The organism is Jeongeupia chitinilytica (assembly GCF_014652315.1).
Classification (GTDB): Bacteria; Pseudomonadota; Gammaproteobacteria; order Burkholderiales; family Chitinibacteraceae; genus Jeongeupia; species Jeongeupia chitinilytica.
Genome location: NZ_BMYO01000004.1, coordinates 1 through 19,451 on the forward strand (window position 1 = coordinate 1; position 19,451 = coordinate 19,451).

Genomic DNA, 19,451 nt, shown 5'->3' on the forward strand with positions numbered 1-19,451 from the left:
GTGCCCTTGACCGCGTTGACTTCGAGCTGGATCTCGCCGTCGCCGAGCAGCAGGATCGCGCCCGGTTCGACATCGTTGGGCAGCTCCTTGTAGTCGAGGCCGACGCGTTCGGCATTGCCGAGTTCGCAGGCGGCGTCGAGGATGAAGGGGGTGCCCTTCTTCAGCTCGATCTTGTTTTTCTCGAACTTGCCGATGCGGATCTTCGGCCCCTGCAGGTCGGCGAGGACGGCAACGGCGACGCCGAGCTTGTCGGCGATGGCGCGGACGGTGTTGGCGCGGTCGGTGTGGTCCTGGGCGCTGCCGTGGGAGAAGTTGAGTCGGACGGTGTTGACGCCGGCCCGGATCAGCTGTTCGAGGACGGCCGGGTCGGTCGAGGCGGGGCCGAGGGTGGCGACGATCTTGGTACCGCGGGGCATGACATTCTCCTGTGTCGGAATCGCTGCCGGCCATCGGGGGCCGGCCTGACCGACATTGTCGTCAGGCGGCTCCGACAAGTAAATCGTCTATTGCCGGCAATCCGGCACAACCCGCGCCGGACGGTCAGGTTTCCAGCAGCGTGTGCAGCGTGCTGCGCAGGACCGCGATGGTGGCGTCGTCCACGGCCTTCGGATGGCGGATCCGCCGCAGCATCAGCCCTTCGAACAGCGCGATGATGATTTCGGTCCGCGCCTCGAGGTCGGCCAGCGGCGGCAGGCCGCGCCGTGCCCGGCCCGATGCGATCGTTTCGGCCAGCCGCGTCCGGGCCCTTCTGTCCCCTTCGTGTACCGTCACCGCGACCTTGGGATTGCGCGAGGCTTCGGCAAGGATTTCGACCTGCAGGGCTTCGTCACTGCACGGCGACTCTTCCATTTCGTTGCCCGCCTCGCGGATCAGGGCCTGCAGGATGTCTTCTTCGTCGTGCAGCGAGTCGAGCAGCGCAAGGATCTCGGCGACGTCGCGCTCGACGATCGCCGCGATGATCGCTTCCTTGTTCTCGAAATAGTGATAGATGTGGCCCACGCTCATGCCGGCGGCCCTGGCCAGCTCGGCCATGCTCGCGCCATGGAACCCCCGCTGGCGGAAGCACGTCGCTGCGGCGTCGAGCACCTGGTTGCAGCGTGCCTCGCCCCGGTCCTGTTCAGTTGTCATGCGAATCCTCGTTCAAACCTGTCGCCATTCGTCCGTCATATCTTGTCGGCTCAGGCACTTGCCATATGATTGCCGTTTTAATTAGAATGATCGCTCTAGAATGATCATTCTAGATTGAACATTCATTCTATTGCGAACCTTTCTGTCTGGATAGTGTCTGCAAACACCTAGCCGCCGGGCGTACTGCCGGGCGGCCGCTTCCATTGAATCGACTCCCACGAAGAGGCCTCCATGAAACTGACCCCGAGACGCGCGCTTGTCGCCGCCAGCCTGATCGCTGGCAGCCTGGCGCTGATCGGCTGCGGCGAACCCGATGCAGCCAACCATGCCGCGCAACCCGAACCGGTGGTCGGAATCGTCACGGTCGCCGGGCAGTCGCTGCCGATGACCACCGAGCTCGCCGGCCGGACGTCGTCCTATCAAGTATCGGATGTCCGTCCGCAGGTCGGCGGCATCATCCAGAAACGCCTGTTCACCGAAGGCAGCGACATCAAGGCCGGTCAGGTGCTGTACCAGATCGATCCGGCGACCTACCAGGCCGCGTACGACAGTGCCAAGGCGTCGCTCGCCAAGGCCGAAGCCAATGTGCTGAGCGCGAAGAACCGCGCCGACCGCTACGCCGATCTAGTCAAGATCAACGCCGTCAGCAAGCAGGACTATGACGACGCCTACGCGACGCTGAAGCAGTCCGAAGCCGACGTCGCCGCCGGCCGCGCCGCGGTCGAGACCGCGCGCATCAACCTCGCGTACACCAAGGTCACCTCGCCGGTCGACGGCCGCATCGGTCGCTCGTCGGTCACGCCGGGTGCACTGGTCACCGCCAACCAGGCCGAATCGCTGGCGACGGTGCAGACGCTCGACCCGATCTACGTCGACGTCACCCAGTCGAGCAACGAGCTGCTGCGCCTGCAGCGCGAACTCGCCAGCGGCAGCCTGAAGCGTGCCGGCAGCGACGCCGCCAAGGTCAGGCTCAAGCTCGACGACGGCAGCACCTACCCGCTCGAAGGCAAGCTCGAGTTCTCGGAAGTCAGCGTCGAGCAGAGCACCGGTACGGTCACGCTGCGCGCGGTGTTCCCGAACCCGAAGCACCAGCTGCTGCCGGGCATGTACGTGCGCGCGGTGATCGAGGAAGGCGTCAACGACAACGCCATCCTGGCACCGCAGCAGGCCGTCACCCGCGACGCGCGCGGCAACGCCACGGCGATGGTCGTCGGCAAGGACGACAAGGTCGAACCGCGCATGCTCAAGACCACCCGCACCGTCGGCGACAACTGGCTGGTGACCGACGGGCTCAAGAGCGGCGACAAGCTCATCATCGACGGACTGCAGAAAATCCACCCGGGCGCCAAGGTCAAGACCGTGGCCGCCAGCGGTGTGGCCAGCGCCCCCGTCGTCGCAGCCAAGTAAGGGGATCCATTCATGGCTCGTTTTTTCATTGATCGGCCGATCTTCGCCTGGGTCGTCGCGATCATCATCATGCTCGCCGGCCTGCTGGCGATCCGCACGCTGCCGGTCGCCCAGTACCCGAGCATCGCGCCGCCGACGGTCGCGATCAATGCGACCTACCCGGGCGCATCGGCCAAGACGCTCGAAGACACCGTCACCCAGGTGATCGAGCAGAACATGAAGGGGCTCGACGGCCTGATGTACATGTCGGCGACCAGCGAGTCGACCGGTGCGGTCGCGATCACGCTGACCTTCGAGGCCGGCACCAACCCGGACATCGCCCAGGTGCAGGTGCAGAACAAGCTGCAGCTGGCGACGCCGCTGCTGCCCGAAGCCGTACAGCGCCAGGGCATCTCGGTGTCGAAGTCGTCGTCGAGCTTCCTGATGGTGCTCGGCTTCGTCTCGACCGACGGCAGCATGAGCGACATCGACCTCTCGGACTACGTCGCCGCCAACGTGCAGGACCCGCTGAGCCGCGTCAACGGCGTCGGCAACATCCAGCTGTTCGGCTCGCAGTACGCGATGCGGATCTGGCTCGACCCGAGCAAGCTCAACAACTACAAGATGACGCCGAGCGACGTCGCGCAGGCCATCCGCGCGCAGAACGTCCAGGTGTCGGCCGGTCAGCTCGGCGGCACGCCGTCGGTGTCGGGCCAGCGCCTGAACGCCACGGTGTCGGCACAGACGATGCTGCAGACACCGGAACAGTTCGGCGCGATCCAGCTGCGCATCAACGGCGACGGCTCGACCGTCTACCTGCGCGACGTTGCGCGGGTCGAACTGGGCGCCCAGAGCTACGACAGCGTGGCGCGCTTCAACGGCAAGCCGGCCGCCGGTATCGGCATCCAGCTCGCCACCGGCGCCAACGCGCTGGAAACCCGGAGCGCCGTCGAGAAGAGCGTCGCCGAAATGGCCAAGTTCTTCCCGGCCGGCATGAAGGTCGTCTATCCGTACGACACCACGCCGTTCGTGAAGATCTCGATCCACGAAGTGGTCAAGACGCTGGCCGAAGCCATCGTGCTCGTCTTCCTGGTGATGTACCTGTTCCTGCAGAACTTCCGCGCGACGCTGATCCCGACGATCGCGGTGCCGGTGGTGCTGCTCGGCACCTTCGGCATCCTTGCGGCGTTCGGCTTCTCGATCAACACGCTGACGATGTTCGCGATGGTGCTGGCGATCGGCCTCCTGGTCGACGATGCGATCGTCGTGGTCGAGAACGTCGAGCGGGTGATGAGCGAGGAAGGCCTGTCGCCGAAGGAAGCGACCAAGAAATCCATGGGCCAGATCACCGGCGCACTGGTCGGCATCGCCATGGTGCTGTCGGCGGTGTTCATCCCGATGGCCTTCTTCGGCGGCTCGACCGGCGTCATCTACCGGCAGTTCTCGATCACCATCGTCTCGGCGATGGCGCTGTCGGTGCTCGTCGCGCTGGTGCTGACGCCGGCGCTGTGCGCGACCATGCTCAAGCAGATCGAGAAGGGTCACCACGCGTCCGACAAGGGCTTCTTCGGCTGGTTCAACAACAAGTTCGACGCGACCAACGCCCGCTATCAGGGCATGGTCGGCGGCATCCTGCGCCGCAGCGGCCGCTTCATGGTCATCTACGTGCTGATCGCCGCCGGCATGGCCGTGCTGTTCATGCGCCTGCCGACGTCGTTCCTGCCGGACGAGGACCAGGGCATCCTGTTCTCGCAGATCATGCTGCCGGCCGGCGCGACCCAGGAGCAGACGCTCGAGGTGATCAAGAAGGTCGAGAACCACTTCCTCGTCGACGAGAAGAAGAACGTCGAGTCGGTGTTCTCGGTCGCCGGCTTCAGCTTCGGCGGCAGCGGCCAGAACAACGGTATCGCCTTCATCAGCCTGAAGGACTGGGACCAGCGCAAGGCCGCCGACGATCACGTCAACGCGATCGCCGGCCGCGCCATGGGTGCGTTCTCGCAGATCCGCGAAGCCTTCGCGTTCGCCTTCGCGCCCCCCGCGGTGATCGAACTCGGCAACGCGACCGGTTTCGACTTCTTCCTGCAGGACCGCGCCGGCGTCGGCCACGAAAAGCTGATCGAAGCACGCAACATGCTGCTTGGCATGGCGGCCAAGGACCCGGCCCTGGTCGGCGTCCGTCCGAACGGCCAGGAAGACAATCCGCAGCTGCAGCTCGACATCGATCAGGAAAAGGCCGGTGCGCTCGGCGTCTCGATCGCCAGCATCAACGACACGATCTCGACCGCCTGGGGTTCGTCCTACGTCAACGACTTCCTCGACCGCGGCCGGATCAAGAAGGTCTACATGCAGGCCGAATCGTCGGCACGGATGCAGCCGGAAGACCTGAACAAGTGGTACGTGCGCAATGCACAGGGCGAGATGGTGCCGTTCTCGGCCTTCGCCAGCGCGCACTGGGACTACGGTTCGCCGCGTCTCGAGCGCTACAACGGCCTGTCGGCGGTGGAAATCCTCGGCCAGGCCGCGCCGGGCAAGAGCTCGGGCGAGGCGATGAAGGCGATCGAGGACATCGTCGCCAAGCTGCCGCCGGGCGTCGGCATCGAATGGACCGGCCAGTCGTACCAGGAACGGATGTCGGGCTCGCAGGCACCGGCGCTGTACGCGATCTCGCTGCTGATCGTGTTCCTGTGCCTTGCCGCGCTGTACGAAAGCTGGTCGATCCCGTTCTCGGTGATGCTGGTCGTGCCGCTGGGCGTGCTCGGCGCCGTGCTGGCCACGACGGTGCGCGGTCTGTCCAACGACGTGTACTTCCAGGTCGGCCTGCTGACGACGATCGGCCTCTCGGCAAAGAACGCGATCCTGATCGTCGAGTTCGCCAAGGAGCACATGGAAGCCGGCGCCGGCATGATCGACGCGACGCTGACCGCGGTGCGCGAACGGCTGCGTCCGATCCTGATGACCTCGCTGGCGTTCGCGCTCGGCGTGCTGCCGATGGCGCTGAACTCCGGCGCCGGCTCGGGCGCGCAGAACGCGATCGGTACCGGCGTGCTCGGCGGCATGCTGTCGGCGACGCTGCTGGCGATCTTCTTCGTGCCGCTGTTCTTCGTCGTGGTGCACAAGATCTTCGACCGCTTCACCAAGCCCAAGGCGCACGCCGCCCCCGCCCAACTCGAGGAGCGCCAACAAGATGCGTAACACCCTCCTGAGCCTGGCCCTGTCCAGTGCTTTCCTTGCCGGTTGCACCTCGATGGCGCCGAATTACCAGCGCCCGGCCGCACCGGTCGAGGCCTCGTGGCCGCAGGGCGCGGCCTACCCGGCCGCGCCCGCCGACGGCCGCCAGTTCGCCGAGACCGCGTGGCGCGACTACTTCAGCGATCCGAAGCTGCAGCAGGTCATCTCGCTGGCGCTGGCCAACAACCGCGACCTGCGGGTGGCGGCGCTGAACATCGAGAAGGCCCGCGCCCAGTACCAGATCAGCCGTGCCGACCTGTTCCCGTCGATCCGCGCCAGCGGCAGCGGGACCGGCCAGCGCACGCCGGGCAGCCTGTCCGGTACCGGCAGTCCGGAAATCAGCCACCAGTACAGTGCCGGCCTCGGCTTCGCCTCGTACGAAATCGACCTGTTCGGCCGCGTCCAGAGCCTCAAGGACGCCGCGCTCGAGCAGTTCTTCGCCACCGAAGAAGCCCGTCGCAGCGCCCAGATCAGCCTGATTGCCGAAGTCGCCAGCGCCTATCTGACGCTGGCGGCCGACAACGACCGGCTGCGGCTGGCGCAGGACACGCTGAAGAGCCAGCGCGAATCGTTCGAGCTGACCAGGAAGCGCTTCGATCTCGGCGTCGCGTCCGAACTCGACGTGCGCCAGGCGCAGACCAGCGTCGAATCGGCGCGTGTCGACGTCGCCAAGTTCACCGGCCTGATCGCGCAGGACGGCAACGCGCTGACCCTGCTGCTCGGCACGCGCCTGCCGGCCGAGCTGCAGCCGTCGGCGTCGGTCGACTCGGTCACCGCGCTGCGCGACGTGCCGGGCGGCCTGCCGTCCGACGTGCTGCTGTCCCGCCCGGACATCGTCCAGGCCGAACACCAGCTCAAGTCGGCCAATGCCAACATCGGCGCGGCGCGCGCGGCGTTCTTCCCGAGCATCACGCTGACCGCCAGCGCCGGCAGCGCCAGCGCCAGCCTCGGCGACCTGTTCAAGGCCGGCTCGGGCGCGTGGAGCTTCATGCCGCAGATCAGCATCCCGATCTTCGAAGGTGGCCGCAACATCGCCAACCTCGACGCGGCCAAGGCCGACGAGAAGATCGCCGTCGCGCAGTACGAGAAGTCGATCCAGAGCGCGTTCCGCGAAGTCTCGGACGCGCTGGCCGACCGCGGCACGCTCGACGAACAGGTCAGCGCACAGCAGGCGCTGGTCGATGCCTCGGCGAAGAGCTACACGCTGTCGCAGGCGCGCTACGGCAAGGGCGTCGACAGCTACCTGAACGTGCTCGACTCGCAGCGCTCGCTGTACAGCGCGCAACAGGGGCTGATCTCGATCCGCCTGTCGCGTCAGGCCAACCTCGTCACGCTGTACAAGGTGTTCGGCGGCGGCGGTCAGGAAGAGGCCGCCGCAACGGCAGCCACGACCGGCACCGCAGCGAAGGCCGGCGCAGCGTAAGCCGCCGCATCGCACGCAGCTGCACCGCAGCCAAGCCGTCGTCACCGAGTGACGGCGGCTTTTTTCATTTCAGCCGCTCACGCTGCCGCAGCGCCCTGCCCCAGATGGTCGATCATCGCGTTGCGCAGCCAGCGCACGCCCTCGTCCTCGCGGCTGCGCTCGTGCCAGTGCACGCGGATGTCGAAGGTCGGCAAGGGCAGCGGCGTCGGCACGATGTGGAAAACCTCGGGTGCGCGGAACGAACGCACCGCGACGGCCGGCATCGTCAGCAGGTAATCGCTGCGTGCCAATAGCGCCTCGACCGCCAGATAGTGCGGCATCGCCAGCCCGACACGTCGGTGGATGCCTTTCGAGCGCAGGATGCTGTCGACCAGCGCATGGCCGCTGCTTGACGAGTCGATCACCAGATGTTCGGCATCGGCAAAAGCCTTCAGGTCCAGCTTGCGCTGCGCCAGATGGTGCTGGCTGCGCATCAGCGTCACATACGGTTCGCGTCGCAGCACCCGCGTATGCACGCGGCCGCGGATCATCGGCAGCGAGCCGATCGCCAGATCGACCTCGCCGGCGCTCAGCGCGGTCTCGACGCCCTCCCACGGCAGGTTCCGGACCTGCAGCCGCGCCCCGGGCGCCTGCTGCGCCAGCAGGTCGCACAGGTCCGGCAGGAACACCAGCTGGCCGATGTCGGACATGTGCACGCGGAACACCCGCTCCGACTTGCCCGGATCGAAGCCCAGCGGCTGCGACAGCGCCAGTTTCAGCCCTTCGAGCAACGGCAGGATTTTCTGCCGCAGCGCCAGCGCGGTGTCGGTCGGCGCCACCCCGTGCCGGGTGCGCACGAACAGCGGGTCGCCGACGGCCTCGCGCCAGCGCTGCACCATCAGCGACACCGCCGACTGGCTCAGATCCAGCCGCACGGCGACCTGGCTCAGGTTTTTCGACTCGCACACCATGCAGAAGGCGTTGAGTTCGGCGACGCTCCAGTTATAAGTAATGCCAATATCAGATAGCAGCATGCAGCGCCCAATAACACGGTTTTGCCCCCTATTATAATCCAGACCAATCAATGACTTAGGAGGCCCCATGCAGGAACTCCCGCGTACCGCGCTGGTCTGCGGCGGCCTGTCCGGTCTGGGGCAAGGCGTAGCCGAGGCCTTGCGCCAGTCGGGCCATCGCGTCATCTGCACCAGCTCGCGCCCGGTCGCACCCGGGCGGCACGACGTCGTGCCGCTGGATCTGTACCGACCCGACTCGGTGATGGCCTGCCTGAGCGCACTGGCCGCCCTCGATGCCAGCCCCGACATCGTCGTGATCAACGGCCCGGGCCCGGCCAAGGGCACGACCGCCGACCTGTCGGCACAGGACTGGACCGACGGCTTCCAGTCGCTGTGGGCCACGCCACTGGCGCTGCTGTCCGCGCTGCTGCCGGTGATGACCGAACGCGGCTGGGGCCGGGTGATCTGGGTCACCTCGGTCGCCGCCAGCCGCTACATGCCGGGCATGGCGATCTCGACCTCGCTGCGCGCCGGCCTGCACGGGCTGGTGACGACGCTGAGCGCCGAATACGCCGCCGCCGGCCTCACCGTCAACGCGCTGGCACCGGGTTATCACCGGACCGAAAGACTGACGCAGCTAGGGCTCGACGCCACGGTGCTGGCGCGGATCCCCGCCGGCCGACTCGGCGGCAGCGACGAATTCGGCCAGAGCGCGGCCTTTCTGGCGTCGGACGCCGCCGCCTACGTCACCGGCCAGGTACTGGTCTGCGACGGCGGCTGGCAGCACGGCAGCGCAGCCACGATTTCCACCTTCAAGGAGTAAGCCATCATGCATTCACTGATCTGGTCCGACGGCCAGTGGTCCAGCGGCACAAAGCTGATCGGCGCGGCCGACCACGCCTTCTGGATGGGCTCGACCGTTTTCGACGGCGCCCGCGCCATTCACGGCCAGCTGCCCGACCTGCACGCCCACTGCGAGCGCGCGATCCACTCGGCCGTCACGATGGGCATGCAGCCCGGGGTCGGCCGCGACGACATCGTCCGGCTGGTGCACGAGGGTCTGGCGCAGCTCCCCGTCGCGCACGACTACTACATCAAGATCCTGTTCTACTGTCCGGGCGGTTTCCTGCTGCCGGATCCGGCGACGACGACGCTGGCGCTGCACCTGTTCGAGGCACCGCTGCCGGCCGACAGCGGTTTTTCCGCGACCTTCAGCGACTACCGCCGGCCCCCGCCGTCGATGGCGCCGACCGATGCCAAGGCCTCCTGCCTGTATCCGAACACCCAGCGTGCGATGCGCGACGCGGCGCAGCAGGGTTTCGACAACGCGATCATGCTCGACCCCGACGGCGCGATCGCCGAGTTCGCCGTCGCCAACCTGTGGCTGGTCCGCGATGGCATCGCAAAGACACCGGTGGTGAACGGCACCTTCCTGAACGGCATCACCCGCCAGCGGGTCATCCGGCTGCTGCGCGACGACGGCATCCAGGTCGTCGAAACCACGCTCTGGCCCGAAGACCTGCTGGTCGCCGACGAGGTCTTCAGCACCGGCAACTACGGCAAGGTGCTGCATTGCCATCGCGTCGACGCACAACCGTTCGCCCACGGCCCGGTCGCCCGGCGCGCCCGCGAGCTGTACCTGCAGTTCAGCGCCGCCAGCCCACGCTGATCCGCCCGACAGGAGTCCGCATGCCCGCCTACGTCATCGCCACCGTCGACGTTCACGACGCCGTCGCCTACGCCCCCTATGCCGAACGGTCGCCGGCAACCATCGCCGCCCATGGCGGCCGCTATCTGGTCCGCAACGGCCCGAAGCAGGTGCTCGAGGGACAACTGCCCGAAGCGCGCATCGTCGTGCTCGAATTCCCGAGCGTCGGACACGCGCAGCGCTGGTACGACTCCGACGCCTACCGCGCGATCCGGCCGATCCGTCAGGCCGCATCGCAGGGCAGCCTGTACATCATCGACGGGCACCAGGTACCGGTCGCGACCCTGGCCTGAACGGCGACACCGCCACATCCGCACGCCGATCCGGCCGAAAGCAAAACGCCCCTCGTCGAGGGGCGTTTTGCCTGGGTAATCCGCTCAACCGAGCGTCGCGCACGGGTCCGGCCGCTTTTCCGCAGGAATCGTCACGACCTTGTCGAACGCCTTGGCATCCCTGTCGCTCTCGAGATAACCGACGCTGAGCACCTGCGACGCCGGTACGCCGGCCAGCCAGCGCGGCACGCCGATGTCGGCACGTACATGGCCGTTGCCGGCGATCAGCACCACGCCGCGTTGCGCGTTGTCGCGCAGCACCTGCGCCATGAAGGCATCGCGGGCGATCTGCGCCTGCGCCATGCCCGGCACCATTGCCTGCGGCAGCTTGCCGCAATGGCCGACTTCGACTTCGTGCTGCTGGCCGGCGACGATGTCGGCCGCCGGTGCCGCATCGAGCCGGGCCACCTTCAGTGCGGCCGGATCGAATGCCGCCGCGTAACCGCCACGGACGACCTTGCCGGCGTCGGCGCGCGAGACGTTGGCGGCAACCAGCGGCAGATCGTACTGCAGCGCCAGCGCGATCACCGGCTTGTAGAACGCCCAGTTCCAGCTCGACTTGGCCGGCGCCGCGGCCTGGATCACCGCCTCGGCATCGCCGCCCTTGCGCGCCGCATCGAGGTCCGCCTGACGTTCGCGATCGAACTGCTCCATCGCGATCACCGGGCGCCAGCCGGCGTCGACGGCCGCCTTCAGCGCGGCGAAGCGCGCTTCGTGGCCGGCGGCATTGTCGTGGACCTCGCCGAGCAGCACCACGCGCTTGCCTGCGAACTGTTCGGCCACCGACGTCGATGGCGGCGCCGAGGCGCATGCCCCGAGCAAGGCGGCGGACAGCAGGACCAGGGAACGGATGGCGCGGGACATGACGACTCCAAACAAAAAGAGAATCATTCTCATCCAATAGCTTTCACGCTGACAAGTCCAATCGCAGCCGCAATAATCCCCGCATGCCCTTCACGCTTGCCGCCCCCGTCGAACACACGCTCGACATCAAGAAAAGCCGCTTCCTCGGCCGGATCGAACCCGTCGCCGGTCGTGCCGACGCGCTGGCCATCGTCGACACGCTGCGCGCCGCCCATCCGGATGCCGCTCACGTCTGCTGGGCCCTGCTGGCCGGCGGCGAGTCGGGCATGAGCGACGACGGCGAACCGTCGGGCACCGCCGGACGCCCCATGCTCGAAGTGCTGCGCCACCACGACCTCGAAGGCGCGCTGGCAACGGTGGTTCGCTACTACGGCGGCATCCGCCTCGGTGCCGGCGGTCTGGTGCGCGCCTATACCGACGCCGTCGCCGGCGCCCTGGCACAAGCGGTCAAGACCGAACGCGTGGCCATGGCACGTCGGGAACTGATCCTGCCGTACGCCGACGAGAACCGTGTCCGTCACTGGCTGCAGCAAGCGGGCTATCCGATCACCGCTGTCCGGCATGCGTCACTTGTAACCATTGAGGTGTCCTTGCCCGCCGCCGGGGTCGACGCCATGATCGCCGCACTGACCGACCTGACGGCCGGTCGCCTGCACTGCGGACGGTCGAGCGCTTGAATCGCGGCGCGCCTGCACTGGTCTGTATGTATGTTTACGCAAGGACCACTGGGTTGTGTAATAAATTGCTTACCAACTGTCGGACAGGCTTGAAAGCTTGAAAACAAGCGTTTAGGCTGTTGCGGTCCCCTCTTTCAAGTCGTCCCTGATCCAATGCACCCCGGCGAGCCCCTGGCGCTTGCGCAACTGATCAGCGAAAGCGATCGGCTCACGTACATCGATCCGCACGAAGCGCTGCGCCTGGCCGAATCGGCCAGCCGGCTCGTGCCGGATTGTGGCGACCTCCTGCTGGGCATTTCGGCATGGCGCCGCTACGGCACGATGCTGTTCGCCTTCGGCCGCATTCCGGACGGCCAGCATGCGATGTTCAAGGCACTGACGCTCGCCGACGCCGAAGATCTGGTCGCCGAACGCGGCGAGCTGATCCAGGATCTCGCCAGCGCCTATTACACCCAGGGTGATTACGACGAGGCGATCGCCTACTGGGCGGACTGCATCGATACCGAGGGCTTCACGCTCAACACCCGCATCCACGCCTACATCGGTCTCGGCCAGGTCTACTACGCGCACGAACGCTACGAGATGGCGCTGCAGAACCACCTCGATGCCAAGGCGCTGATCAGCGCACCGGTCGACACCGACCTGCACTGCCGGGTACTGATCAACCTCGCCGCCGACTATGCCAAGCTCGAACGTTTCGACGACGTGGCGCTCGAGCTCGACGAAGCGCTGCCGCTGGCCGAAGCCGCCGGCAACCCGGAGTACGTCGGCGAAATTCTCGTCTATCGCAGTGCCGTCGCGCTCGCACGCGGCAATCCGGCCGAAGCCCACGCGCGGCTCGACGAAGCGGTCGCGATGCGCCGCGTCTGGGCCTGGGGCGAAATCTCGCAGAACATCGCCCGCGGTCGCCTCTACCTGTTCGAAGGGCGCTTCGACGAAGCGCTGACCGCCGTCCACACTGCACTGCTGCGCGCCGACGAGATGGGCACCTGTCACAAGACCTTCCAGGCGCACCACCTGCTCGCGCAAATCTACCAGCGCATGGGCAACACCGCCCAGGCCGAGTACTTCCACCGCCGCTATCAGGAAGCCTTCAGCCGTATCGTCCGTTCGGGCACCTACGCTAAACTTCAGGCGCTCGAAGCCAGGCTGAACCGCTGACCGCCCGGCGCGAGCGCGTCAGGAGTCCCTTTTTCCATGCTCAACCGTATCTGGGCCGGCTTCATCCTGCTGGCATTCGCCGTGGCCTGCATCCAGGGCTTCGCACTCGGCCAGCACGATGTCTTCGCCGTGATGACACGGTCGATGTTCGATGCCGCCAAGCTCGGTTTCGAAGTCGCGCTCGGCCTGACCGGCGTGATGACGCTGTGGCTCGGCATCATGAAGATCGGCGAAGCGGCCGGACTGATCGCCATGCTGGCGCGTCTGCTCGGCCCACTGTTCAGCCGGCTGTTTCCGGGCGTACCGTCGGGCCATCCGGCGCTCGGCGCGATGACGATGAACATCGCCGCCAACATGCTCGGCCTCGACAACGCCGCAACGCCGCTCGGACTCAAGGCGATGAAAGAGCTGCAGACGCTCAACCCGAGCCCCGATACCGCCACCGACGCACAGGTGCTCTTCCTCGTCATCAACACGGCCGCCGTGACGCTGTTTCCGGTGACGATCTTCGCCTATCGCGCCCAGCTCGGCGCCGCCGACCCGACCGACATCTTCATCCCGCTGCTGATCGCCAGCTTTACCGCAACGATCGCCGGCGTCGTGCTCGTCGGGCTTCGCCAGGGCCTGAAGCTGTTCGATCCGGTGGTCCTCGCCTACCTTGGCGGGCTGGCGGCCCTGATCTTCGGCGTCGCCGCATGGTTCCTGCAGCTGCCGGCCGACGCGCGCGCCGCCCAGTCGGCACTGGTCAGCAACTTCCTGCTGCTCGCCGTCGTCGTGATTTTCGTCGGCACCGCGCTCTTTCGGCGCGTCGACGTTTACGAGACCTTCATCGACGGCGCCAGGGAAGGCTTCAAGGTCGCCATCGGCATCGTCCCCTACCTGGTGGCCATGCTGGTGGCGATTGCACTGCTGCGCGCCAGCGGTGCGCTCGAACTGCTGCTGTCGGGGCTGCGTCACGCGGTCGGCATGCTCGGCTACGACAGCCGCTGGGTCGACGGCCTGCCGGTCGGCATCATGAAATCGCTCTCGGGCAGCGGCGCGCGGGCGCTGATGATCGACACGATGAAGACCGCCGGCGCCGATTCGTTTGCCGGACGGCTGGTCTCGATCCTGCAGGGCAGCAGTGAGACCACTTTCTACGTGCTTGCCGTCTACTTCGGCTCGGTCGGGCTGACCCGGACGCGCGGCGCGGTCGCCTACGGGCTGTTCGCGGACGTGGTCGGCTTCATCGCCTCGGTCTGGGTGGCTTATCTGTTTTTTGCCTAAAAACTTTCATACCACTGCAGCACTTTTGTAACGAAACCTAACAAATAATTATTTGTCGGTAAGAATTTGGACTAGGGTAATCCCTGATCCATTCGTTGCAATCCGCCATGACCGACCTCCGCCCGCTACTCGACCGCGTTCGCCGCATCATCCCGTCCCAGACCGTTGAAGCCATCGCGCAGGCGGCGCAGGCGCGCGAGCTGGCACGACAGCGGGCACTGCCGCTCGCCGAAGCCGAAGCGCTGCTGTTGCACGGTCAGGCCATGCTGATGTTCGGCCGCTTCGAGAAAGGCCGCGCGGCGCTGCTGGCGTCGCTCGAGATCGGCCGTGGCGTGGAACTCGGTCCCCTCCACGGTGAAGCGCTGCAGCAGATCGCCCGTTCGTACTACGCCCAGGGCGATTACGACCGGACCGCCGAATGCTGGCTCGCCTGCCTCGACCTGCCGCCCGAGCAGGCCGACGGCGACGTCCGCTGCCTCGCGCACATCGGACTGGGCCAGTTGCTGTACGCACAGGAACAGTTCGAATCGGCACTCGCCCACCACAGTCATGCGGTCGACCTGACCGTCGACCCGGCGCTCGCCCTGTATCGTGCCGCCGCGCTGATCAATGTCGCGGCCGACCAGTTGCAGCTCGGCCGTCTCGACGAAGCCGAAGCGGCACTCGACGAAGCGCTGCCGCTGATCCGCCTCAATCCGCACGCCGAGCACGAGGCCGAGGTTTACGGGCTGCGGGCGCAGATCACGCTCGCCCGCGGCGACATCGAACGCGCCCAGCGGCATCTGCGCGTGGCACTCAAGCTCAGTCGCCTGAACAGCAACGGCTGGGGCGAGGCGTTCAACCTGATCACCCTCGGCCGATGCAGCCTCGCTGCCGGCGACTTCGACCATGCCCGCGACGAACTGGTCCAGGCGCTGGCGCTGGCCGAAGCGATGGGCACGACCAGCCTTGCCGCCCGCGCACACCAGGTGCTGGCCGAGCTGTTCCAGCGCCTCGGACAGGCGGCTGATGCGCAGGCGCATCTCGAACGCTTCGGCAAGTTGCGCGAACAGCTGCTCGGCCAGCTTTCGGCCTCGCGCTTTGCGACGATGGAGCTGCGGCTCGCCGACTGACATGCAGCAAGGCCGCGCTTACGTTCCGGCCCGCAGGGACTTGGGCGAAGCGCCCGCGGTGCTTCCCCGGCACCGGTTTGTAGTCTGACTCGGCGCAACTCCGGCGCGAATTTCGCAAAACCCCAAGAAAAATGGGGGCTTCAAGGGGAATTTTTCCGATAAAATTCCATCTTTGAATCACAGCCTTAGCGAGATCGTCCTGCCATGGCCGAGCTGACCGCCGCTCCTTCGCACCTCGCAACCGAACGCCTGCGCGAGATTCCGTACAACTACACCTCGTTCTCGGATCGCGAAATCGTGATCCGGCTGCTCGGTACGGACGCATGGCAAACGCTCGAAGTGCTGCGTGCCGAACGGGTGACCGGCCGTTCTGCCCGGATGCTGTTCGAAGTGCTTGGCGACATCTGGGCGGTCAAGCGCAATCCCTACCTCGAAGACGATCTGCTCGAAAACCCGAAGCGGCTGCGGATGCTGGTCGATGCGATGCATCACCGGCTCGCCGAAATCGACAAGCGCCGCGAAGGCAACGACCGCGTCGGCATGCTCGCCGAGCGCGCCCGTCACGCCGTCGACGCGTTCGAGCACGATTTCCATGACGTCGCCAGCCTGCGCAAGAAAGTGCTGCGCCGCATGGGCGGCCTGACCCGCCGCGACAACATCTGCTTCGACGGTCTGGCCCGTGTCTCGCACGTGACCGATGCGACCGACTGGCGCGTGGAATACCCCTTCGTCGTGCTCTCGCCCGACACCGAAGCCGAAATGGCGCCGCTGGTGGCCGCCTGTATCGAGCTGGGGCTGACCGTCATCCCGCGCGGCGGCGGCACCGGCTACACCGGCGGCGCCGTGCCGCTGACCCCGATGAGCGCGGTCATCAACACCGAGAAGCTCGACCGCCACAACGGCGTCGAGCGGATGATGATCCCGGGTGTCGACCACGAGGTCGCGACGATCCAGTGCGGCGCCGGCGTCGTCACGCGCCGGGTGATGGAGGCGGCCGAAGCCGCCGGCCTCGCCTTCGCGGTCGACCCGACCTCGGCCGACGCCTCGTGCATCGGCGGCAACGTGGCGATGAACGCCGGCGGCAAGAAGGCCGTGCTGTGGGGTACCGCACTCGACAATCTCGTCAGCTGGAAAATGGTCGACCCGGACGGCAACTGGAAATTCATCGAGCGGCTCGACCACAACCTCGGCAAGATCCACGACGCGCCGCAAGCCACCTTCCGCGTCACCACCTACAAGCCCGACGGCAAGACGGTGCTGAACGAAAACACGCTGGTGATTCCGGGCCAGCGCTTCCGCAAGGAAGGCCTCGGCAAGGACGTCACCGACAAGTTCCTCGCCGGTCTGCCCGGCGTGCAGAAGGAAGGCACCGACGGGCTGATCACCAGCGCCCGCTTCGTGCTGCACCGGATGCCGGCGCACGTGCGCACCGTCTGTCTCGAATTTTTCGGCGAAGTCAGCCGCGCGGTACCGTCGATCGTCGAAATCAAGGACTACCTCGACGCGCACCCGAAAGTCCAGCTCGCCGGCCTCGAGCACCTCGACTGGCGCTATGTGCGTGCCGTCGGTTACGCCAGCAAGGCCAAGAGCCGCGGCCGGCCGAAGATGGTGCTGATTGCCGACCTGGTGTCCGACGACGAGACCGCCGTCGGCGAAGCCGCATCGCACGTCGTCAAGCTGGCGAACGCGCGCAGCGGCGAAGGCTTCATCGCCGTCACCGCCGAAACGCGCAAGAAGTTCTGGCTCGACCGCGCCCGTACCGCGGCGATCTCGAAGCACACCAATGCGTTCAAGATCAACGAGGACGTGGTGATTCCGCTGCCGCGCCTCGGCGAGTACTCGGATGCGATCGAACGGATCAACATCGAGCTGTCGATCGACAACAAGCTCGAACTGCTCGAGCGCCTGACCGACTTCTTCGAGCAGGGCATCCTGCCGATCGACTTCGCCGACTCGCCGCTGAGCCGCGACGCGCTGATCGGCGATCGCCGCAGTGCCGCACTCGAGCTGATCGCCCGCGCCCGCGCGCACTGGGAATGGATCCGCACCCACCTCGACGACGCGTTCGAGGCGTACACCGCCGCATTCCCGACCATGCCGCTCGAGCGCGAGCTCGCCGCCGGCGATGCACCGCAGAGCGTTTTCCTCGCGTTGCGCGACTTCGTGCTCCGCGTGTCGTACAAGCGCGAACTGCTGACCGACTTCGAGGCGATGTTCTCGAGCCGCAACGACAAGCCGCTGCTGGACGCGATCGTCGCGATCCAGCAGCAGGTGCTCAAGGGCCGGACCTGGGTCGCCCTGCACATGCACGCCGGCGACGGCAACGTCCACACCAACATTCCGGTGAACTCGGACGACTACGCGATGCTGCAACGCGCGCACCACGCCGTCGCGCGCATCATGGACGTCGCACGCGAGCTGAACGGCGTGATTTCCGGCGAGCACGGCATCGGCATCACCAAGTACGAGTTCCTGACGCGCGACGAGCTCGCGCCGTTCGAGCAGTACAAGCAGGAGGTCGACCCGCAGGGCCACTTCAACAAGGGCAAACTGCTGCCCGGCGCCGACCTGACCAATGCCTACACGCCGTCGTTCAGCCTGCTCGGCGCCGAATCGCTGATTCTCGAACAGTCGGACATCGGCAACATCGCCGACTCGATCAAGGACTGCCTGCGCTGCGGCAAGTGCAAACCGGTCTGTACCACCCACGTGCCGCGGGCCAACCTGCTGTACAGCCCGCGCAACAAGATCCTCGCCACCGGCCTGCTGACCGAAGCCTTCCTCTACGAGGAGCAGACCCGCCGCGGCGTGTCGCTGAAGCATTTCGAGGAGCTCGGCGACGTCGCCGACCATTGCACGGTCTGCCACCGCTGCGTCAATCCGTGTCCGGTGAAGATCGACTTCGGCGACGTGTCGGTCGCGATGCGCAACTTCCTGCGTAAGGAAGGCCAGAAGAAATTCAACCCGGGCACGGCGCTCGGCATGACTTTCCTGACGGTCAAGGACCCGGCGACGATCAAGGCCATGCGCGCCGGCATGATCGGCATCGGTTACAAGGCCCAGCGTCTCGGCCATACGCTGGCCAAGCGTTTCGGCCTGATCAAGAGCGTCACCAAGCAGCCGCCGTCGACGCTCGGCAAGCCGCCGATCAAGACGCAGATCATCCACTTCGTCAACAAGCCGCTGCCGGCCAAGGTGCCGGCGAAGACCGCCCGCGCCATGCTCGACGTCGAGGACGCCAGCATCGTGCCGGTGATCCGCGACCCGGAAATCCGTCAGGACGAACGCGAATCGGTGTTCTACTTCCCCGGCTGCGGTTCGGAACGGCTGTTCTCGCAGGTCGGTCTGGCGACGCAGGCGATGCTCTGGCACGTCGGCACCACCACGGTGCTGCCGCCGGGCTATCTGTGCTGCGGTTACCCGCAAGCCGCCTCGGGCTACGGCGACAAGGGCGAGAAGATCACCACCGAGAACCGCGTCCTGTTCCACCGCGTCGCGAACACGCTCAATTACCTCGACATCAAGACGGTGATTGTCTCGTGCGGCACCTGCATGGACCAGCTGATGAAGTACCAGTTCGAGCAGATCTTCCCGGGCTGCCGCCTGCTCGACATCCACGAGTACCTGCTCGAAAAGGGCGTGAAGCTCGACGGCGTCGGCGGCGAACGCTACATGTACCACGAGCCCTGCCACACGCCGATGAAGCAGTACAAGGGCATCGACGTCGCCAACGAGCTGATGGGTACGCGGGTCGACCTGAACGACCGCTGCTGCGGCGAATCCGGCACCTTTGCCGTCGCCCGGCCGGACATCGCCACCCAGGTCCGCTTTCGCAAGCAGGAAGAAATGCAGAAGGGTGCCGATACGCTGCGGGCCGAAGTCGCAGTCGCCGACGCGAAGCAGCCGGTCAAGGTGCTCACCAGTTGCCCGTCGTGCCTGCAGGGGCTGCAGCGTTACGATGACGACGCAGGCACCAAGGCCGACTACATCGTCGTCGAAATGGCGAAGAAGATCCTCGGCGACGACTGGCTGAGCGAGTATGTCGACAAGGCCCGGAACGGCGGCATCGAGCGCGTCCTGCTCTGATCCGTCACCACGCCGCAACGGGGCATCCCTCCACGGGCATGCCCCGTTGTTTATGTGCAGCCCTTGCGGTAATAATCGGGGCTGCATA

15 protein-coding genes are annotated in these 19,451 nt (G+C 66.4%); 11 read left to right on the forward strand and 4 right to left on the reverse strand.

Annotated elements, in window-relative coordinates; translation table 11 throughout:
* Together IE097_RS07800 and IE097_RS07805 are read right to left on the reverse strand one after the other, a co-directional pair.
* Positions 1 to 416, reverse strand: a 416-nt coding sequence (locus IE097_RS07800) for a pyruvate kinase (RefSeq protein ID WP_229797491.1), incomplete at its 3' end; no start/stop codon positions are given.
* Between the two features lie 124 nt (positions 417 to 540).
* The gene (locus tag IE097_RS07805; protein ID WP_189459685.1) at positions 541 to 1,128 is read right to left on the reverse strand and encodes a TetR/AcrR family transcriptional regulator; all 588 of its coding nucleotides are present in this window, start codon (positions 1,126 to 1,128) and stop codon (positions 541 to 543) included.
* 231 nt (positions 1,129 to 1,359) lie between these two features.
* Here IE097_RS07805 and IE097_RS07810 point away from each other — a divergent pair, with 231 nt between their 5' ends.
* From IE097_RS07810 to adeC, 3 genes are read left to right on the forward strand one after another with little or no spacing between them, the layout of a single operon-like run.
* On the forward strand, positions 1,360 to 2,535 hold the full coding sequence (locus tag IE097_RS07810; protein WP_189459687.1) for an efflux RND transporter periplasmic adaptor subunit: 1,176 nt from the start codon (positions 1,360 to 1,362) through the stop codon (positions 2,533 to 2,535).
* Positions 2,536 to 2,547: 12 nt separating this feature from the next.
* The gene (locus IE097_RS07815) at positions 2,548 to 5,706 is read left to right on the forward strand and encodes an efflux RND transporter permease subunit (RefSeq protein WP_189459689.1); all 3,159 of its coding nucleotides are present in this window, start codon (positions 2,548 to 2,550) and stop codon (positions 5,704 to 5,706) included.
* Positions 5,699 to 7,165, forward strand: coding sequence for an AdeC/AdeK/OprM family multidrug efflux complex outer membrane factor (gene adeC, locus IE097_RS07820; protein WP_189459691.1), 1,467 nt, complete (start codon positions 5,699 to 5,701; stop codon positions 7,163 to 7,165). The genes IE097_RS07815 and adeC overlap by 8 nt, the downstream gene beginning before the upstream one ends.
* A 77-nt stretch (positions 7,166 to 7,242) precedes the next feature.
* Here adeC and IE097_RS07825 read toward each other — a convergent pair whose 3' ends face one another.
* Complete coding sequence (locus tag IE097_RS07825) at positions 7,243 to 8,178, reverse strand: LysR family transcriptional regulator (protein ID WP_189459693.1); 936 nt, start codon at positions 8,176 to 8,178, stop codon at positions 7,243 to 7,245.
* 67 nt (positions 8,179 to 8,245) lie between these two features.
* On the opposite strand from IE097_RS07825, the gene IE097_RS07830 reads away from it, so the two are divergent.
* From IE097_RS07830 to IE097_RS07840, 3 genes are read left to right on the forward strand one after another with little or no spacing between them, the layout of a single operon-like run.
* On the forward strand, positions 8,246 to 8,980 hold the full coding sequence (locus IE097_RS07830; protein WP_189459695.1) for an SDR family oxidoreductase: 735 nt from the start codon (positions 8,246 to 8,248) through the stop codon (positions 8,978 to 8,980).
* Positions 8,981 to 8,986: 6 nt separating this feature from the next.
* Positions 8,987 to 9,826 (forward strand): branched-chain amino acid aminotransferase, encoded by an 840-nt coding sequence (locus IE097_RS07835; RefSeq protein WP_189459697.1) that lies wholly within the window; start codon positions 8,987 to 8,989, stop codon positions 9,824 to 9,826.
* A 20-nt stretch (positions 9,827 to 9,846) separates the two neighbouring features.
* Positions 9,847 to 10,158: a DUF1330 domain-containing protein gene (locus IE097_RS07840; RefSeq protein WP_189459699.1), complete on the forward strand. Its 312-nt coding sequence runs from the start codon at positions 9,847 to 9,849 to the stop codon at positions 10,156 to 10,158.
* Positions 10,159 to 10,242: 84 nt separating this feature from the next.
* Here the strand turns inward: IE097_RS07840 and IE097_RS07845 are convergent, their stop codons facing one another.
* Positions 10,243 to 11,061, reverse strand: a complete 819-nt coding sequence (locus IE097_RS07845; RefSeq protein ID WP_189459701.1) for a ChaN family lipoprotein — start codon at positions 11,059 to 11,061, stop codon at positions 10,243 to 10,245.
* A gap of 83 nt (positions 11,062 to 11,144) precedes the next feature.
* On the opposite strand from IE097_RS07845, the gene IE097_RS07850 reads away from it, so the two are divergent.
* From IE097_RS07850 to IE097_RS07870, 5 genes are all read left to right on the forward strand, one after another.
* A complete protein-coding gene (locus tag IE097_RS07850; RefSeq protein WP_189459702.1) occupies positions 11,145 to 11,738 on the forward strand; it encodes an IMPACT family protein in 594 nt (197 codons plus the stop codon).
* A gap of 153 nt (positions 11,739 to 11,891) precedes the next feature.
* A complete protein-coding gene (locus tag IE097_RS07855; RefSeq protein WP_189459704.1) occupies positions 11,892 to 12,899 on the forward strand; it encodes a tetratricopeptide repeat protein in 1,008 nt (335 codons plus the stop codon).
* A 36-nt stretch (positions 12,900 to 12,935) separates the two neighbouring features.
* On the forward strand, positions 12,936 to 14,165 hold the full coding sequence (locus IE097_RS07860; protein ID WP_189459705.1) for a spore maturation protein: 1,230 nt from the start codon (positions 12,936 to 12,938) through the stop codon (positions 14,163 to 14,165).
* 107 nt (positions 14,166 to 14,272) lie between these two features.
* Complete coding sequence (locus tag IE097_RS07865; protein WP_189459707.1) at positions 14,273 to 15,277, forward strand: tetratricopeptide repeat protein; 1,005 nt, start codon at positions 14,273 to 14,275, stop codon at positions 15,275 to 15,277.
* A 204-nt stretch (positions 15,278 to 15,481) separates the two neighbouring features.
* Positions 15,482 to 19,363, forward strand: a complete 3,882-nt coding sequence (locus IE097_RS07870; protein WP_189459709.1) for a DUF3683 domain-containing protein — start codon at positions 15,482 to 15,484, stop codon at positions 19,361 to 19,363.
* Positions 19,364 to 19,451: the final 88 nt, after the last annotated feature.

What these genes read in the sequence shown, in the direction of transcription:
- IE097_RS07855 (WP_189459704.1), top strand. Translation starts at nt 11,892, where the DNA reads ATGCACCCCGGCGAGCCCCTGGCGCTTGCGCAACTGATCAGCGAAAGC.
- IE097_RS07850 (WP_189459702.1), top strand. Translation starts at nt 11,145, where the DNA reads ATGCCCTTCACGCTTGCCGCCCCCGTCGAACACACGCTCGACATCAAG.
- IE097_RS07805 (WP_189459685.1), bottom strand. Translation starts at nt 1,128, where the DNA reads ATGACAACTGAACAGGACCGGGGCGAGGCACGCTGCAACCAGGTGCTC.
- IE097_RS07810 (WP_189459687.1), top strand. Translation starts at nt 1,360, where the DNA reads ATGAAACTGACCCCGAGACGCGCGCTTGTCGCCGCCAGCCTGATCGCT.
- IE097_RS07830 (WP_189459695.1), top strand. Translation starts at nt 8,246, where the DNA reads ATGCAGGAACTCCCGCGTACCGCGCTGGTCTGCGGCGGCCTGTCCGGT.
- IE097_RS07835 (WP_189459697.1), top strand. Translation starts at nt 8,987, where the DNA reads ATGCATTCACTGATCTGGTCCGACGGCCAGTGGTCCAGCGGCACAAAG.
- IE097_RS07840 (WP_189459699.1), top strand. Translation starts at nt 9,847, where the DNA reads ATGCCCGCCTACGTCATCGCCACCGTCGACGTTCACGACGCCGTCGCC.
- IE097_RS07825 (WP_189459693.1), bottom strand. Translation starts at nt 8,178, where the DNA reads ATGCTGCTATCTGATATTGGCATTACTTATAACTGGAGCGTCGCCGAA.
- IE097_RS07860 (WP_189459705.1), top strand. Translation starts at nt 12,936, where the DNA reads ATGCTCAACCGTATCTGGGCCGGCTTCATCCTGCTGGCATTCGCCGTG.
- IE097_RS07865 (WP_189459707.1), top strand. Translation starts at nt 14,273, where the DNA reads ATGACCGACCTCCGCCCGCTACTCGACCGCGTTCGCCGCATCATCCCG.
- IE097_RS07870 (WP_189459709.1), top strand. Translation starts at nt 15,482, where the DNA reads ATGGCCGAGCTGACCGCCGCTCCTTCGCACCTCGCAACCGAACGCCTG.
- adeC (WP_189459691.1), top strand. Translation starts at nt 5,699, where the DNA reads ATGCGTAACACCCTCCTGAGCCTGGCCCTGTCCAGTGCTTTCCTTGCC.
- IE097_RS07845 (WP_189459701.1), bottom strand. Translation starts at nt 11,061, where the DNA reads ATGTCCCGCGCCATCCGTTCCCTGGTCCTGCTGTCCGCCGCCTTGCTC.
- IE097_RS07815 (WP_189459689.1), top strand. Translation starts at nt 2,548, where the DNA reads ATGGCTCGTTTTTTCATTGATCGGCCGATCTTCGCCTGGGTCGTCGCG.